Genomic DNA, 17,095 nt, shown 5'->3' on the forward strand with positions numbered 1-17,095 from the left:
AAATCCAAAGTACCCGAAAGTAGTTTCAAATGTCTGAGTTTATGTTTCGAAAACTGAAAGTGAAATCTGTTCTATATTCATCTATCTTAAAATAGGGAAATTTATTATATAATGAGAATAAGATAAAATTTGAAAGGAGTAGGAGACTCTAGTTAACGATGGGTCGTTAAGTGAGAGAAAATTTGAAAGAGCGAGTGTAACCATTCGTGAAAAAGTAATTTTTGTCATTTAGTCAGATGGCTAAAAATTTTAAGCAAAAAAGAAAGCGCTTTATTTTTAAAAATGAAAGGAAGAAAGATGAAGCATAATCAGTTGGAGAGAAAACAACGATACGGAATTCGCAAATTTACAGTAGGAGCCGCTTCAGTAGTGATTGGAGCAGTTGTTTTTGGTGCATCGCCGGTATTAGCACAAGAAGCAACAACTACCAATAAGGAGACGACAGAACTAGGAGTAGAGAAGGAACAGGCAGAAAAAGCAGTAGATACTGAAAAGAGTGCGACAGAGTCTAATGGGGTAGATACAGTCACACATGCATCTACAGAAGCACATACTGGAACAGAGACAACTGCAACGGCAGAAACAACTGCAACAGCAGAAACGGCAGAAGCAACTAGAGAAACCGAAAAAGATCCAGCTGCGCTTCCACGTGATTACTATGCTAGAGAGTTGGAAAATGTCAATACTGTTCTTGAAAAGGAAGATGTAGAGACTAATGCTGCAAATAGCAATAGAATTGATCTGACAGAGCAATTGGAAAAACTGAAACAGCTTCAAAATGCGACCATTCATATGGAGTTCAAACCAGATGCTTCTGCACCAGCATTTTACAACCTTTTCTCAGTCTCAAGTGATACGGTTCGAAATGAATATTTCACCATGGCTGTTTACAACAATGTTGCCTTGATTGAGGGCCGCGATCAAAACGGCGATCAATTTTATGATAGATACACAGACGCACCATTAACTGTCAAACCAGGTCAGTGGAACTCAGTAACCTTTACAGTTGAAAGACCAAGTGCAGATTCTCCAGATGGGCAAGTTCGTCTCTATGTAAACGGAGTTTTGTCACGAACAAGTAAGAAATCAGGACGCTTTATCAAAGATATGCCTGATGTGAATCATATGCAAATTGGTTCCACAAATCGTGCAGGAAGTATGGTTTGGGGGGCAGGTTTACAAGTTCGTAATCTAACTGTTTACGATCGTGCCTTGAGTCCAGAAGAAGTTCAAAATCGTAGCTACCTCTTTGAAAGATCCGAATTAGAGAAAAAGCTTCCAGAAGGAGCTGAGATAACAGATAAAAAGGATGTTTTTGAAGCTGGTAAAAATGGGCAGTCAAATCCAGATGGTATTAATAGTTATCGTATTCCAGCCCTTCTTAAGACTGACAAGGGAACTTTGATTGCTGGAGCTGATGAACGTCGTTTGCACCACTATGACTGGGGCGATATCGGTATGGTCGTCAAACGAAGTGAAGATCATGGTCAAACATGGGGTGATCGTATCACACTTACGAATCTACGTGACAATCCAAAAGCTACTGATCCATCTGTTGGTTCACCAGTAAATATCGATATGGTTTTAGCCCAAGATACTGAAACCAAACGAATCTTTTCAGTCTATGATATGTTCCCAGAAGGAAAAGGTATCTTTGGGATGTCAGCTGAAAAAGAGGAAGCTTATAAAGAAATTGATGGGAAAACCTACCAAATTCTTTATCGTGAAGGAGAAAATGGAGCCTATACCATTCGTGAAAATGGTGTTGTCTACACACCAGATGGTCAGGCAACGGATTACCGTGTTGTTGTAAATCCTGTCAAGCCGGCTTATAGCGATAAAGGTGATCTTTATCAGGGTGAGCAACTGCTAGGAAATATCTACTTTACAAGCAATAAAACCTCTCCATTTAGAATTGCTAAAGACAGCTACCTGTGGATGTCTTACAGTGATGATGACGGTAAGACTTGGTCTGCGCCACAAGATATTACCCCAATGGTCAAAGCTGATTGGATGAAATTCTTAGGTGTGGGACCTGGAGTGGGCATTACCCTCCAGAATGGACCTCATAAAGGTCGAATCGTCGTTCCTGTCTATACGACGAATAGAACAAACCACCTCAATGGTTCTCAATCATCTCGTATCATCTACTCAGATGACCATGGTAAGACTTGGCATATGGGTGGCGGTGTCAATGATAACCGTACACTTTATGATGGTACAGTAGTTGATTCAAGCAACATGAACAATTATTACGCTCAAAATACGGAATCTTCTGTTGTTCAGTTGAACAATGGTCAGTTGAAACTCTTTATGCGTGGTTTGACTGGTGATTTGCAAGTTGCGACAAGTAATGATGGTGGTATTACATGGGACAACTATGTAGCACGCTATGATGTACCAGATGTCTATGTTCAAATGGCAGCGACTCATACGGTTCAAGATGGTAAGGAATATATCCTTCTAGCAAATGCCAATGGCCCAGGTCGTAAGAATGGTTACATTCGAGTGGCTCGCGTAGAAGAAGATGGCGAGTTGACTTGGCTGCATCATCATTTGATTCAAGAAGGGGAATATGCCTATAACTCACTTCAACAGATTGGACCAAAAGAATTTGGTCTCTTGTATGAACATCATGAAGCTGGTGGCAATCCTTATACTCTATCCTTCAAGAAATTCAACTGGGATTTCTTAACGAAGGAAAGAATTTCTCCTAAAGAAGCCAAAGTTAAAAATGTTATTGAAAAATGGCCAGGAATTCTTGCAGTAGAGTTTGATTCAGAAGTTTTGGTTAACAAAATTCCAACACTTCAGTTGGCAAATGGTAAAAAAGTAAACTTCATGACCCAGTATGATACTAAGACTCTTCTATTTACAATAGACAAGTCAGATCTTGGTCAAGAAATAACTGGACTTGCTTCTGGAGCAATCGAGAGTATGCACAATCTTCCAGTGAGTCTTGAAGGAGCAGGTATTCCTGGAGCTGCCAACGGTAGTGAAGCAGCTGTTCACGAAGTACCAGAATTCACAGGTGGTGTTAACGGTGTAGAAGCAGCTGTACATGAAGTACCAGAATTCGAAGGTGGGGTGAATGGTGAAGAAGCTGCTGTAACGGAGCTCCCAGAGTATACTGAACCTATTGGTACAGTAGGCGAAGAAGCAGCACCGATAGCTGAACTTCCAGAATTTACAGGTGGAGTCAATGGTAGTGAAGCAGCTGTACATGAAGTACCAGAATTCACAGGCGGAGTAAGCGCTGATAGTCCTGTAACTCCTGAAAAACCAGGATTTGTGGGTGGCGTTAATGGTCTTGAACCAGCGGTGCATGAAGTGCCAGCATTCACGGGCAGTGTGAAGAATGACATCGCACCGACAGAAAAACCAGGACTTACAGCTGGTACCAAAGGTTCAGAAGGAGCAGGACATAAAGATCCAGATCACAAAGGTCAGCAGTCTATTGTATCACAGGCTATGTCACAAGATAAGACCTATCAAGCACCTGCAGTTCGTCAAGATGTTCTTCCTAAGACAGGAAACGAAGATGCCTCTGCCCTTGCATCAGTAGGACTTGTGGGGATGCTCCTTGGTATGTTTGCTTTGGGGAAGAGAAAAGAAGATTAGTCAAATAGTTGAAAGTGAAGGTTTCCTTAGTGAAACTAGATCTTAGTTAGAAAGGGTCGTAACGAAAATTTGTTACGGCCTTTTTTCTTTCATGTTTGCGAGAAAAAAGGGCTGGTTTCAAGATTTAAGAGGTGTTGGGATAGATTTTATGTCCCTGAAACTACTTTCAGAAGAAACTGTTGCATAAAATTGTTTTGAAACTCCAATCTATTCTAGCACAAGTTATTGAAAGCGCTTTAATAATAAGCTATAATAGTCACATAAACACAAAGGAAAAGAAAAGGAGGAAAGTAGATGCCACAAATTAGTAAAGAAGTCTTGATTGAACAAATCAAAGATGGAATCATCGTTTCTTGTCAGGCACTTCCTCATGAACCGCTCTACACAGAAGCGGGAGGAGTTATCCCCTTGTTGGTGAAAGCAGCTGAACAAGGTGGTGCAGTCGGTATCCGAGCAAACAGTGTTCGAGATATCAAGGAAATTAAAGAGGTCACTAAACTTCCGATTATCGGAATTATTAAACGTGATTATCCACCACAGGAACCATTCATCACAGCGACTATGAGAGAGGTAGATGAACTAGCAGCTCTTGACATCGAAGTCATTGCTCTTGACTGTACCAAGCGTGAACGTCATGATGGCTTGGAGATCCAAGAATTTATTCGTCAGATCAAAGAAAAATATCCAAATCAACTCTTGATGGCTGACACAAGTACCTTTGAGGAAGGTCTAACAGCAGTTGAAGCGGGAATTGACTTTGTCGGAACAACCTTGTCAGGTTACACTTCTTACAGTCCAAAAGTGGATGGTCCAGACTTTGAACTCATCAAGAAACTCTGTGATGCAGGGGTGGACGTCATCGCTGAAGGAAAAATTCACACACCAGAACAAGCTAAGCAAATCCTAGGTTACGGAGTGCGAGGTATCGTAGTTGGTGGCGCTATTACTAGACCAAAAGAGATTACGGAACGATTTGTTGCGGGTCTTAAATAACACAATCTAAAAAACGAGGAGAGTGGTTGATTAGTAGGAAAAAATGAAAACGTATACAAAGTCGACATTACTCATTATCCGATTCGGATACGCTTATCATCATTTAGGAGAATACAAATGAAATTTAAAAAACTAGCTTGTACAGTACTTGCGGGTGCTGCGGTTCTATCTCTTGCTGCTTGTGGCAAATCAGATGCAAACAAAGATGCTGCTAGCTCTGGTAGTGACAGTGGAAAAACTGAAATCACTTGGTGGGCATTCCCAGTCTTTACTCAAGAAAAAACTGGCGATGGTGTAGGAACTTATGAAAAATCTATCATCGAAGCTTTCGAAAAAGCAAATCCAGATGTTAAAGTTAAACTAGAAACAATCGACTTCAAATCTGGTCCAGAAAAAATTACAACAGCAATCGAAGCAGGAACTGCGCCAGACGTTCTCTTTGACGCACCAGGACGTATCATCCAATACGGTAAAAATGGTAAATTGGCTGAGTTGAACGACCTCTTTACAGATGAATTTGTTAAAGATGTCAACAACGAAAATATCATCCAAGCAAGTAAAGCTGGTGATAAAGCTTACATGTATCCAATCAGTTCTGCACCATTCTACATGGCTATGAACAAGAAAATGTTGGAAGATGCAGGAGTTGCAAACCTTGTAAAAGAAGGTTGGACAACTGATGACTTTGAAAAAGTTTTGAAAGCGCTTAAAGATAAAGGATATACACCAGGTTCATTGTTCAGTTCAGGTCAAGGGGGAGACCAAGGAACACGTGCCTTCATCGCTAACCTTTATGGCGGATCTGTAACTGATAAAGAAGTAACTAAATACACAACTGACGATCCTAAATTCGTTAAAGGTCTTGAAAAAGCATCTAGCTGGATCAAAGACGGTTTGTTGAACAACGGTTCACAATTTGACGGTGGAGCAGACATCCAAAACTTTGCAAACGGTCAAACTTCTTACACAATCCTTTGGGCACCAGCTCAAAATGGTATCCAAGCTAAACTTTTGGAAGCAAGTAAAGTTGAAGTGGTTGAAGTACCATTCCCATCTGATTCAGGTAAACCAGCTCTTGAATACCTTGTAAACGGATTTGCAGTATTTAACAACAAAGACGAAAAGAAAGTCGCAGCAGCTAAGAAATTCATCCAATTCATCGCAGATGACAAAGAATGGGGTCCTAAAGACGTAGTTCGTACAGGTGCATTCCCAGTTCGTACTTCATTTGGAAAACTTTATGATGACAAACGTATGGAAACAATCGGTAGCTGGACTCAATACTATTCACCATATTACAACACAATCGACGGATTTGCTGAAATGAGAACACTTTGGTTCCCAATGTTGCAAGCTGTATCAAATGGTGACGAACAACCTGCTGCAGCATTGAAAGCATTCACTGAAAAAGCGAATGAAACAATCAAAAAAGCAGCTAAATAATAAGCCCTAAATAAAAACTGAGTTCCCCCTTTTCCCTGAGCATATCTGTGTATGAAAAGGGGGACTTTTGTTTGAAATAGAAGCAACTGACAGGTCAAAATTAAAATGAAGTTTTTACATTGACGAATCTTAGAAAAATTTCATTTTGATTTTAGATCAGGGTCAGATAACAGTCAAAAAAATAAAACTATGTGAAAGTGAGGTGCCGACTGTGAAAATCAATAAAATTCGCATGCGGGAAACTATTATTTCCTACGCATTCCTAGCACCAGTATTAATCTTCTTTACCGTCTTCGTTTTAGCTCCAATGATCATGGGCTTCATCACTAGTTTCTTCAACTATTCGATGACTAGCTTTGAGTTTGTGGGCTTGGACAACTACATCCGTATGTTTAAAGACCCTGTCTTTACAAAATCTTTGATTAATACCGTAATCTTGGTTATCGGGTCTGTACCAGTCGTTGTACTCTTCTCGCTCTTTGTAGCATCACAAACTTACCAACAAAATGCCATCGCTAGATCTTTCTACCGTTTCGTCTTCTTCCTTCCTGTAGTAACAGGTAGTGTTGCCGTAACAGTAGTATGGAAATGGATCTACGATCCACTATCAGGTATTTTGAACTTCGTGCTTAAGTCAAGCCACATCATCAGCCAAAACATTTCTTGGTTGGGAGATAAAAACTGGGCTTTGATGGCGATTATGATTATCCTTTTGACAACATCAGTTGGTCAACCAATCATTCTTTACATCGCTGCAATGGGTAATATTGATAACTCACTTGTAGAAGCTGCTCGTGTTGACGGTGCGACTGAGTTCCAAGTATTCTGGAAGATTAAATGGCCAAGCCTCCTTCCAACAACTCTTTATATCGCAATTATCACAACCATCAACTCATTCCAATGTTTCGCATTGATTCAATTGTTGACATCTGGTGGTCCAAACTACTCAACAAGTACACTTATGTACTACCTATATGAAAAAGCCTTCCAATTGACTGAATATGGCTATGCCAATACTATTGGTGTATTCTTGGCAGTTATGATTGCCCTTGTCAGCTTCGCTCAATTCAAGATCCTCGGAAACGATGTAGAATACTAAGGAAAGGAGACAGCTATGCAACCTACACAACAAAAGAAACCATTAACAGCATTTACTGTTATTTCAACAATCATTTTGCTATTGTTGACTGTACTGTTTATCTTCCCATTCTACTGGATCTTGACAGGTGCATTCAAATCACAACCAGATACCATTATGATTCCACCACAATGGTTCCCTAAAGCTCCAACAATGGAGAACTTCCAACAATTGATGGTGCAAAACCCAGCCTTGCAATGGATGTGGAACTCAGTGTTCATTTCTTTAGTAACTATGTTCTTGGTTTGTGCAACCTCTTCACTAGCAGGTTATGTTTTGGCTAAGAAACGTTTCTATGGACAACGCATTCTCTTTGCAATCTTTATTGCTGCCATGGCTCTTCCAAAACAAGTTGTCCTTGTACCATTGGTACGTATCGTCAACTTCATGGGAATCCATGACACTCTTTGGGCGGTTATCTTGCCTTTGATTGGATGGCCATTTGGGGTCTTCCTTATGAAACAGTTCAGTGAAAACATTCCGACAGAATTGCTTGAATCTGCTAAAATCGATGGATGTGGCGAGATTCGTACATTCTGGAGCGTAGCCTTCCCTATCGTGAAGCCAGGATTTGCAGCTCTTGCAATCTTTACTTTCATCAATACATGGAATGACTACTTCATGCAGTTGGTAATGTTGACATCTCGTAACAACTTGACCATCTCACTCGGGGTTGCGACTATGCAGGCTGAGATGGCAACTAACTATGGTTTAATTATGGCGGGTGCTGCCCTTGCAGCTGTGCCAATCGTAACAGTCTTCCTTGTCTTCCAAAAATCCTTCACTCAAGGTATTACTATGGGAGCTGTCAAAGGATAGTACTCTGCGAAAATTGAATATAGTACAATTTGTTTATCAGTATGCAGAAGTATAGTTGATAGACTAAGAGAATATAGGCTATATAAGTGTCTACAAAATGGAGAGTAGTTGGTTACTTCTTGAAGTTTTGTTAGACACTTATAAACTTCATTTTTGACTTTTTAGATACTATTTAGAATAGTTGTTTCCCATCTAAGTGGTATCTAAGATAAGTATGTTGTATTTATCTTGGACGGAATTTTTGAGACTTTAGACTCAAAAATTAGGAATGAAATTTCGTAGAAAGTTGCTTCCGTCCGCACTATTTAAGGGAAATTGTAAAAAGATAAATCGAATTGGAATAAGTATCAGAAGCGAAGGAAATTACTATGATTTTTGATGATTTAAGAAACATTAGTTTTTACAAAGGAATTCATCCAAATCTCGATAAGGCTATTGATTATCTCTATGAGCATCGTAAAGATAGTTTTGAATTAGGTAAATATGAGATTGATGGTGACAAGGTCTTTCTAGTTGTGCAAGAAAATGTTCTCAACCAAGAAGAAAATGATCGTTTTGAGCATCATAAAAAATATGCAGATTTGCATTTGTTGGTTGAAGGACATGAGTACTCTAGCTATGGTTCTCGTGTCAAAGATGAGGCTGTAGCCTTTGATGAATCTAGCGATATTGGTTTTGTTCATTGTCATGAACAATACCCACTCTTGTTGGGTTATCACAATTTTGCAGTCTTTTTCCCAGGTGAACCTCATCAACCTAATGGTTATGCAGGTATGGAAGATAAAGTTCGCAAATATTTATTTAAAATTTTAATCGATTAGTCAGTTAGGAGGAGCAAACAATGGCACATAAAGGATCTGGATTGATAAAAGCGGCATTTGATACGGATAACTTCCTGATGCGTTTTTGCGAGAAAGTTTTAGATATTGTGACGGTTAATCTACTCTTTGTTGTGTCTTGTTTGCCTATTGTGACGATCGGAGTAGCGAAAATCAGTCTCTATCAGACAATCTTCGAAGTTAAGAGTAGTCGACGTGTTCCTGTTTTTAAAACTTATATGAGAGCCTTTAAGCAAAATTTGAAATTAGGTCTCCAGTTAGGTTTGTTGGAACTAGGAATTTTTCTGATTAGCGTTGTTGACTTATCACTATTCTGGGGGCAAACCAGCCTAGGCTTCCAGCTCATTAAAGCCATTTGCTTGGGAATTCTGATATTTTTAACCTTAGTCATGTTGGCTAGCTATCCAATTGCAGCACGATATGACTTGACTTGGAAAGAAGTTCTTCAAAAGGGCTTGCTTTTGGTAAGCTTTAACTTCGTGTGGTTCTTCTTGATGCTTGCGATTATTTTATTAATCATGATGCTTCTCTATCTATCGGGCTTTACTCTAGTGCTCGGTGGATCAGCATTTCTACTCTTTGGCTTTGGTCTTCTTGCCTTTTGCCAGGCTGGATTAATGGAAAAATTGTTTGCTAAATATCAAGCAGATTGAAAATGATATGAAACTACTTTTAAACATGAAAATCTATGGGAGATGAATAGAAATTAAAATCTAAGTGGCTGAGATGTATTGAAAGCGCTTTTCACAAGGTGTATACTAAAATAGTAAAAAATCATCTGCCAAGAGCAGAAAATAAGAAATCTTAGGAGAAATCTATGTCAGATTTAAAAAAATATGAAGGCGTCATTCCTGCCTTCTACGCATGTTATGATGATGCGGGCGAAGTAAGCCCAGAACGAACTCGTGCTTTGGTGCAATACTTTATTGATAAAGGTGTTCAAGGACTTTATGTCAACGGTTCTTCAGGTGAATGTATCTACCAAAGTGTAGCAGACCGCAAGTTGATCTTGGAAGAAGTCATGGCTGTTGCTAAAGGTAAATTGACAATCATTGCTCACGTGGCTTGCAACAATACTAAAGACAGTATCGAGCTTGCTCGCCATGCTGAAAGCTTGGGAGTAGATGCTATCGCAACAATCCCACCAATTTACTTCCGTTTGCCTGAGTACTCAGTAGCAAAATACTGGAACGACATCAGTGCAGCAGCACCAAATACAGACTACGTTATCTATAACATTCCTCAATTGGCAGGAGTTGCTTTGACTCCAAGTCTTTACACAGAAATGTTGAAGAACCCACGTGTTATCGGTGTTAAAAACTCTTCAATGCCAGTTCAAGATATCCAAACTTTTGTTAGTCTTGGTGGTGATGATCATATCGTCTTTAACGGTCCAGATGAACAATTCCTCGGTGGTCGTCTCATGGGTGCTAAAGCTGGTATCGGTGGTACTTATGGTGCTATGCCAGAACTCTTTTTGAAACTCAACCAATTGATTGCAGACAAAGACCTAGAAACAGCGCGTGAATTGCAATATGCTATTAACGCTATCATTGGTAAATTGACTGCTGCGCATGGAAACATGTACGGCGTTATCAAGGAAGTCTTGAAAATCAATGAAGGACTTAATATCGGATCAGTTCGTTCTCCACTTACACCAGTGACCGAAGAAGATCGTCCAGTTGTAGAAGCAGCTGCTCAATTGATTCGTGAAACTAAGGAGCGTTTCCTCTAATCAATAGGAGGCTTTATGACTAATTACGTTGCAATTGATATTGGTGGAACTAATATCAAATATGGTTTGATTGACCAAGATGGACAACTTGTTGAGTCTCACGAAGTAGCGACTGAGGCTAATAAGGGTGGTCCACATATCTTACAGAAAACAAAAGATATTGTCGCTAGCTATCTAGAAAAAGGACCGGTGGCAGGTGTGGCTATTTCCTCAGCGGGAATGGTTGATCCTGATAAGGGTGAGATTTTCTATGCTGGTCCACAGATCCCGAACTATGCAGGGACTCAATTTAAAAAAGAAATTGAAGAAAGTTTCCAAGTTCCTTGTGAAATTGAAAATGATGTCAACTGTGCAGGGCTAGCAGAAGCTATTTCTGGATCTGGAAAAGGTGCAGGAATAACGCTTTGTTTGACCATCGGAACAGGTATCGGCGGTTGCTTAATCATTGACGGCCAGATTTTCCATGGATTTAGTAATTCTGCCTGTGAAGTTGGCTATATGCATATGCAAGATGGGGCTTTCCAAGATTTAGCTTCTACAACTGCCTTGGTTGAGTATGTCGCTAAGGCTCATGGTGAAGAAGTAGCACATTGGAATGGTCGTAGAATTTTCAAAGAAGCTACAGAAGGCAATAAACTCTGTATGGAGGGAATTGACCGTATGGTAGACTATCTTGGGAAAGGTCTTGCTAACATTTGTTATGTTGCCAATCCAGAGGTTGTTATACTAGGTGGTGGTATTATGGGGCAGGAAGCGATTTTGAAACCGAAAATTCGTACAGCTCTGAAAGATGCGCTTGTTCCAAGTTTAGCGGAAAAAACAAGATTAGAATTTGCGCGTCATCAAAATACTGCGGGTATGCTTGGAGCTTACTATCACTTCAAAACAAAACAATCCTAAGTTGGCCTTGCCAATTTAGGATTTTTTAGTCATAAACAGTAAAATGATCATTTAGTAAAAATCTAGTTAAAACTTTGAAAACCCTTGCATTTTTTAATATAACATAGTATATTTATAATAATGCGAAAACTCTAGAAAAATTCTTGCTAATGGAAGCATTATTTTATTTTTAGAAAATGTAAGCGATTTCTACAATCTTATATTTACTCAAAATAAATAGCTCTGAAAAAGAATTTTAAGCTAGGGAATCAAACAAAAATTGTCGCCAGCATAAACTGGGCTCCTGCAGTAGCTGACTGCTTTTGAACATTAGGAGAATTTGATGAAACATTATTTTTTAGAAAAAGGTAGAATATTTAGTATTCGTAAACTGACTGTTGGTGTTGCTTCTGTAGCAGTCGGTCTTGCTTTTTTTGCATCTGGTAATGTTGCGGCTAGTGAACTTGTGACAGAACCAAAACTTGAAGTAGATAGTCAAGCAAAAGAAGTGGCAGATGTAGATCATAAAAAAGAAGAAGCAGTTAAAGAAGAAGTAACTGAAAAAACAGAACCTGCTATCGAGAAAGTAGCAGGGGAAGGAAAGACTGCTGAAGTGGCTGGCGATTTACTCCCTGAAGAAATTTCTGATTGTGCTTATCCTGATACTCCAGTGAAAAAAGTCGATACTGCAGCAATTGTTTCAGAGAAAGAAAGTCCACAAGTAGAGACTAAGAGCATTTTGAAACCTACAGAAGCAGCTCCATCTGAAGCTGGAAAAGAAAATAGAGCCATTATCAATGGTGGACAAGACCTTAAGCATATCAATTATGAAGGTCAACCAGCAACATCTGCTACTATGGTTTATTCAATCTTTAGCTCACCTTTGGCCAATGGCGGTAGTCAGCGATACCTTAACTCAGGTTCAGGTATCTTTGTTGCTCCAAATGTTATCTTGACAGTGGCCCACAACTTCTTGGTCAAGGATGCGGATACTAATGCGGGAACTATCCGTGGTGGTGATACGGCTAAGTTCTATTACAATGTAGGTTCAAATACTGCTAAGAATAATTCTTTGCCAAGCTCAGGAAATACTGTTTTGTTCAAGGAAAAGGATATTCATTTCTGGAATAAAGAAAAATTCGGTGAAGGCTATAAGAATGACCTAGCCTTGGTTGTAGCCCCAGTTCCACTTTCAATTGCAAGTCCAAATAAGGCAGCTACCTTTACTCCTTTAGCAGAACATCGAGAATACAAAGCTGGAGAACCTGTTAGCACCATCGGTTACCCTACAGATTCAACGTCTCCAGAATTGAAGGAACCAATTGTTCCAGGTCAATTGTATAAGGCGGACGGTGTTGTTAAAGGTACTGAAAAGTATGATGATAAGGGAACAGTGGGTGTTACCTATCGTTTGACTTCTGTATCAGGTCTTTCAGGTGGTGGAATTATCAACGGTGAAGGAAAAGTTATCGGAATTCACCAACGTGGTACTGTTGATAATGCAAACATTGCTGAAAAAGATCGCTTTGGAGGAGGGCTTGTCCTCTCACCAGAACAATTGGCATGGGTCAAAGAAATCATTGACAAGTACGGTGTTAAAGGCTGGTATCAAGGCGATAACGGCAATCGTTATTACTTCACTCCAGAGGGAGAAATGCTTCGAAATAAGACAGCTGTTATCGGTGAAAACAAATATTCCTTCGATGAAAGTGGTGTAGCAACTCTCCTTGAAGGTGTTGACTATGGACGAGTTGTTGTCGAACACCTAGACCAAAATGATAATCCAGTCAAAGAAAACGATACTTTTGTTGAAAAGACAGAAGTTGGAACTCAGTTCGACTATAACTATAAAACAGAAATTGAAAAGACTGACTTCTTCAAGAAGAATAAAGAAAAATATGAGATTGTATCGATTGATGGCAAAACTGTCAATAAGCAACTAAAAGATGCTTGGGAAGATGATTATAGCGTTGTGAGCAAGGCTCCTGCAGGAACTCGCGTTATCAAGGTTGTTTATAAGGTCAATAAAGGTTCCTTTGACGTTCATTATCGTTTGAAAGGTACCGACCAAGAATTGGCAACTGCAACTGTGGATGATAACGATGGTAAAGAATATGAAGTTTCCTTTGTTCACAGATTCCAAGCCAAAGAAATTGCAGGCTATCGTGCAGTCAATGCAAGCCAAGAAGCAACAATCCAACATAAAGGAGTGAACCAAGTTATTTTTGAATACGAAAAAATTGAAGATCCAAAACCAGTAACTCCGGCAACTCCAGTAGTGGATCCAAAAGACGAAGAAACAGAAATTGGAAACTATGGACCACTGCCAAGTAAGGCCCAATTGGACTACCATAAAGAAGAATTGGCTGCCTTCATCCACTATGGTATGAATACCTACACTAACTCTGAGTGGGGTAACGGTAGAGAAAATCCTCAAAACTTTAATCCAACAAACCTTGATACAGACCAGTGGATTAAGACTTTGAAGGATGCTGGGTTCAAACGAACAATCATGGTTGTCAAACACCACGACGGTTTTGTGATTTATCCATCTAAATACACAGACCATACGGTAGCTGCAAGTCCATGGAAAGACGGTAAGGGTGACCTTCTCGAAGAAATCTCTAAATCAGCAACGAAATATGACATGAATATGGGTGTTTACCTATCACCATGGGATGCCAATAATCCTAAATATCATGTTTCAACTGAAAAAGAGTACAACGAATACTACCTCAACCAGCTCAAGGAAATCCTTGGCAATCCTAAATACGGAAATAATGGTAAATTCATCGAAGTTTGGATGGACGGTGCGCGTGGTAGCGGAGCTCAAAAAGTAACCTACACCTTTGACGAATGGTTCAAGTACATTAAGGAAGCTGAAGGAGATATCGCTATCTTCTCTGCTCAACCAACAAGTGTCCGTTGGATCGGTAATGAACGTGGTATCGCTGGAGATCCAGTTTGGCATAAAGTTAAGAAAGCTAAGATCACTGACGATGTGAAGAATGAATATCTCAACCATGGAGACCCAGAAGGAGATATGTACTCTGTCGGTGAAGCAGACGTTTCTATTCGTTCAGGTTGGTTCTACCATGACAATCAACAACCAAAATCAATCAAAGATTTGATGGATATCTACTTCAAGTCTGTTGGTCGTGGAACGCCACTTCTACTCAACATTCCACCAAATAAAGAAGGTAAATTCGCAGACGCAGACGTCGCTCGCTTGAAAGAATTCCGAGCAACCTTGGATCAAATGTATGCGACTGACTTCGCCAAGGGAGCAACTGTCACTGCAAGCTCTACCCGTAAGAATCACTTGTATCAAGCAAGCAACCTAACAGATGGTAAGGATGATACTAGTTGGGCATTGTCAAATGATGCCAAGACAGGTGAATTCACTGTGGATCTCGGTCAAAAGAGACGCTTTGACGTAGTTGAACTCAAAGAAGATATTGCTAAAGGTCAACGTATCTCTGGATTTAAGGTTGAAGTTGAGCTCAATGGTCGCTGGGTTCCATATGGAGAAGGTTCGACTGTTGGTTATCGTCGTCTCGTCCAAGGTCAACCTGTGGAAGCACAAAAGATTCGTGTGACTATCACGAATTCACAAGCAACTCCTATTTTGACAAACTTCTCTGTTTATAAGACACCAAGTAGTATCGAAAAAACAGACGGCTATCCTCTAGGCTTGGATTACCATTCAAATACAACAGCTGATAAAGCAAATACAACCTGGTATGACGAATCTGAAGGCGTTCGTGGAACATCCATGTGGACCAATCAAAAAGATGCTAGCGTAACCTACCGTTTCAATGGAACTAAGGCTTATGTCGTATCTACAGTGGATCCAAATCACGGTGAAATGTCAGTTTACGTGGATGGTCAAAAGGTTGCAGACGTACAAACTAATAATGCGGCTCGTAAACGTAGCCAGATGGTTTATGAGACAGATGACTTGGCTCCAGGTGAACACACCATCAAACTCGTCAACAAAACTGGCAAAGCTATTGCAACTGAAGGTATCTATACGCTCAATAATGCTGGTAAAGGTATGTTTGAGTTGAAAGAAACTACCTATGAAGTTCAAAAAGGACAACCAGTTACTGTAACCATTAAACGTGTTGGTGGTAGCAAAGGAGTTGCAACAGTCCATGTCGTGACTGAACCAGGAACAGGGGTTCACGGTAAGGTTTACAAGGATACAACAGCTGATTTGACCTTCCAAGAAGGTGAAACAGAAAAGACTTTAACAATTCCAACAATTGACTTTACGGAGCAAGCTGATTCTATTTTTGACTTCAAAGTGAAAATGACGAGTGCCTCAGACGAAGCTTTGCTTGGATTCGCTTCAGAAGCAACGATTCGAGTGATGAAAGCTGAATTGCTTCAAAAAGATCAAGTCAGTCATGATGATCAGGCCAGTCAACTTGACTATAGCCCAGGTTGGCACCATGAAACCAATTCATCAGGTAAATACCAAAACACTGAGTCTTGGGCGTCATTTGGTCGTTTAACGGAAGAGCAGAAGAAAAATGCTAGTGTAACAGCCTACTTCTACGGTACAGGTTTAGAAATTAAAGGTTTTGTAGACCCAGGTCATGGTATCTACAAGGTGACGTTAGACGGTAGAAGAGTCGAGTATCAAGATGGTCTAGGTAATGCGTCTGAATACAACGGTAAGAAGTACTTCAGTGGTACAGCTGCCACACGTCAAGGCGATCAGACTCTCGTTCGTCTAACAGGACTCGAAGAAGGTTGGCATGCTGTAACCTTGCAATTGGATCCAAAACGTAATGATACTACGAGAAACATTGGTATCCAAGTTGACCAGTTTATCACTCATGGCGAAGGTAGCGCTCTTTATACCAAAGAAGAGTTACTTCAAGCTATGAAGAACTGGAAGGATGAATTGGATAAATTTGACCAAACAAGCTTGAAGAACACTCCAGAGGCACGTCAAGCCTTTAAGTCAAACTTGGACAAATTATCAGAGCAACTTTCAGCAAGTGATGCTAAACCACAAGAAGTTCTCAAAACAGCAACAGCCTTGCAAACGATCCTTGATAAGGAAGAAAACTACGGTATCGAAGAAACACCAGCCCAACCAGAAGAGCCTAACTATGATAAGGCTATGGCAAGTCTGGCAGAGGCCATCCAAAACAAGAGCAAGGAACTAGGTGATGATAAGGAAGCTAAGAAGAAACTAGTTGAGTTGTCAGAACAAGCTCTTGTATCTATCCAAGAAGCTAAGACTCAAGATGCGGTAGACAAAGCCTTGCAAGCAGCTCTAACTTCTATCAACCAGCTTCAAGCGACTCCAAAAGAGGAACCAAAACCAGAGGAGCCAGCCCAACCAGAAGAGCCTAACTATGATAAGGCTATGGCAAGTCTGGCAGAGGCTATTCAAAACAAGACCAAAGAACTAGGTGATGATAAGGAAGCTAAGAAGAAACTAGTCGAGTTATCCGAGCAAGCAATCGCAGCGATCGAAGCAGCTGAGACTCAGGATGCAGTAGACAAAGCCTTGCAAGCGGCTCTAACTTCAATCAACCAACTCCAAGCGACTCCGAAAGAGGAACCAAAACCAGAGGAGCCAGCTCAACCAGAAGAGTCTAAGATTGA

Annotated in this window: 10 protein-coding genes; all 10 read left to right on the plus strand. The window is 40.2% G+C overall.

Translation table 11 applies throughout. The features are described from left to right. Positions 1-297: 297 nt before the first annotated feature. On the plus strand, positions 298-3,621 hold the full coding sequence (locus tag ADH31_RS09380; protein ID WP_049510402.1) for an SIALI-17 repeat-containing surface protein: 3,324 nt from the start codon (positions 298-300) through the stop codon (positions 3,619-3,621). A 294-nt stretch (positions 3,622-3,915) separates the two neighbouring features. Then, positions 3,916-4,614, plus strand: coding sequence for an N-acetylmannosamine-6-phosphate 2-epimerase (locus tag ADH31_RS09385; RefSeq protein WP_049510405.1), 699 nt, complete (start codon positions 3,916-3,918; stop codon positions 4,612-4,614). Between the two features lie 117 nt (positions 4,615-4,731). After that, complete coding sequence (locus tag ADH31_RS09390) at positions 4,732-6,057, plus strand: ABC transporter substrate-binding protein (RefSeq protein ID WP_000669443.1); 1,326 nt, start codon at positions 4,732-4,734, stop codon at positions 6,055-6,057. Positions 6,058-6,289: 232 nt separating this feature from the next. Then, a complete protein-coding gene (locus ADH31_RS09395) occupies positions 6,290-7,156 on the plus strand; it encodes a carbohydrate ABC transporter permease (protein ID WP_075227343.1) in 867 nt (288 codons plus the stop codon). 15 nt (positions 7,157-7,171) lie between these two features. After that, positions 7,172-8,014 carry a carbohydrate ABC transporter permease gene (locus ADH31_RS09400; RefSeq protein ID WP_049502842.1) on the plus strand — a complete coding sequence of 281 codons (843 nt, stop codon included), beginning with the start codon at positions 7,172-7,174 and terminating at the stop codon, positions 8,012-8,014. Positions 8,015-8,382: 368 nt separating this feature from the next. Then, positions 8,383-8,835 carry a YhcH/YjgK/YiaL family protein gene (locus tag ADH31_RS09405; protein WP_049510408.1) on the plus strand — a complete coding sequence of 151 codons (453 nt, stop codon included), beginning with the start codon at positions 8,383-8,385 and terminating at the stop codon, positions 8,833-8,835. Positions 8,836-8,855: 20 nt separating this feature from the next. After that, positions 8,856-9,506: a YesL family protein gene (locus tag ADH31_RS09410; RefSeq protein ID WP_049510411.1), complete on the plus strand. Its 651-nt coding sequence runs from the start codon at positions 8,856-8,858 to the stop codon at positions 9,504-9,506. A gap of 164 nt (positions 9,507-9,670) precedes the next feature. After that, positions 9,671-10,588, plus strand: coding sequence for a dihydrodipicolinate synthase family protein (locus ADH31_RS09415; RefSeq protein WP_049510413.1), 918 nt, complete (start codon positions 9,671-9,673; stop codon positions 10,586-10,588). A 15-nt stretch (positions 10,589-10,603) separates the two neighbouring features. After that, positions 10,604-11,488 (plus strand): ROK family protein, encoded by an 885-nt coding sequence (locus ADH31_RS09420; RefSeq protein WP_049510415.1) that lies wholly within the window; start codon positions 10,604-10,606, stop codon positions 11,486-11,488. A 322-nt stretch (positions 11,489-11,810) separates the two neighbouring features. Beyond that, positions 11,811-17,095: alpha-L-fucosidase (locus tag ADH31_RS09425; protein ID WP_049510418.1), on the plus strand; the 5,285-nt coding region annotated here is incomplete at its 3' end.

It is taken from the genome of Streptococcus pseudopneumoniae, from assembly GCF_001072375.1.
GTDB classification, from domain to species: Bacteria; Bacillota; Bacilli; order Lactobacillales; family Streptococcaceae; genus Streptococcus; species Streptococcus pseudopneumoniae_L.

Bases quoted from the DNA above. Each gene is read 5' to 3' on its own strand.
- ADH31_RS09380 (WP_049510402.1), top strand. From the start codon at position 298: ATGAAGCATAATCAGTTGGAGAGAAAACAACGATACGGAATTCGCAAA.
- ADH31_RS09385 (WP_049510405.1), top strand. From the start codon at position 3,916: ATGCCACAAATTAGTAAAGAAGTCTTGATTGAACAAATCAAAGATGGA.
- ADH31_RS09390 (WP_000669443.1), top strand. From the start codon at position 4,732: ATGAAATTTAAAAAACTAGCTTGTACAGTACTTGCGGGTGCTGCGGTT.
- ADH31_RS09395 (WP_075227343.1), top strand. From the start codon at position 6,290: ATGCGGGAAACTATTATTTCCTACGCATTCCTAGCACCAGTATTAATC.
- ADH31_RS09400 (WP_049502842.1), top strand. From the start codon at position 7,172: ATGCAACCTACACAACAAAAGAAACCATTAACAGCATTTACTGTTATT.
- ADH31_RS09405 (WP_049510408.1), top strand. From the start codon at position 8,383: ATGATTTTTGATGATTTAAGAAACATTAGTTTTTACAAAGGAATTCAT.
- ADH31_RS09410 (WP_049510411.1), top strand. From the start codon at position 8,856: ATGGCACATAAAGGATCTGGATTGATAAAAGCGGCATTTGATACGGAT.
- ADH31_RS09415 (WP_049510413.1), top strand. From the start codon at position 9,671: ATGTCAGATTTAAAAAAATATGAAGGCGTCATTCCTGCCTTCTACGCA.
- ADH31_RS09420 (WP_049510415.1), top strand. From the start codon at position 10,604: ATGACTAATTACGTTGCAATTGATATTGGTGGAACTAATATCAAATAT.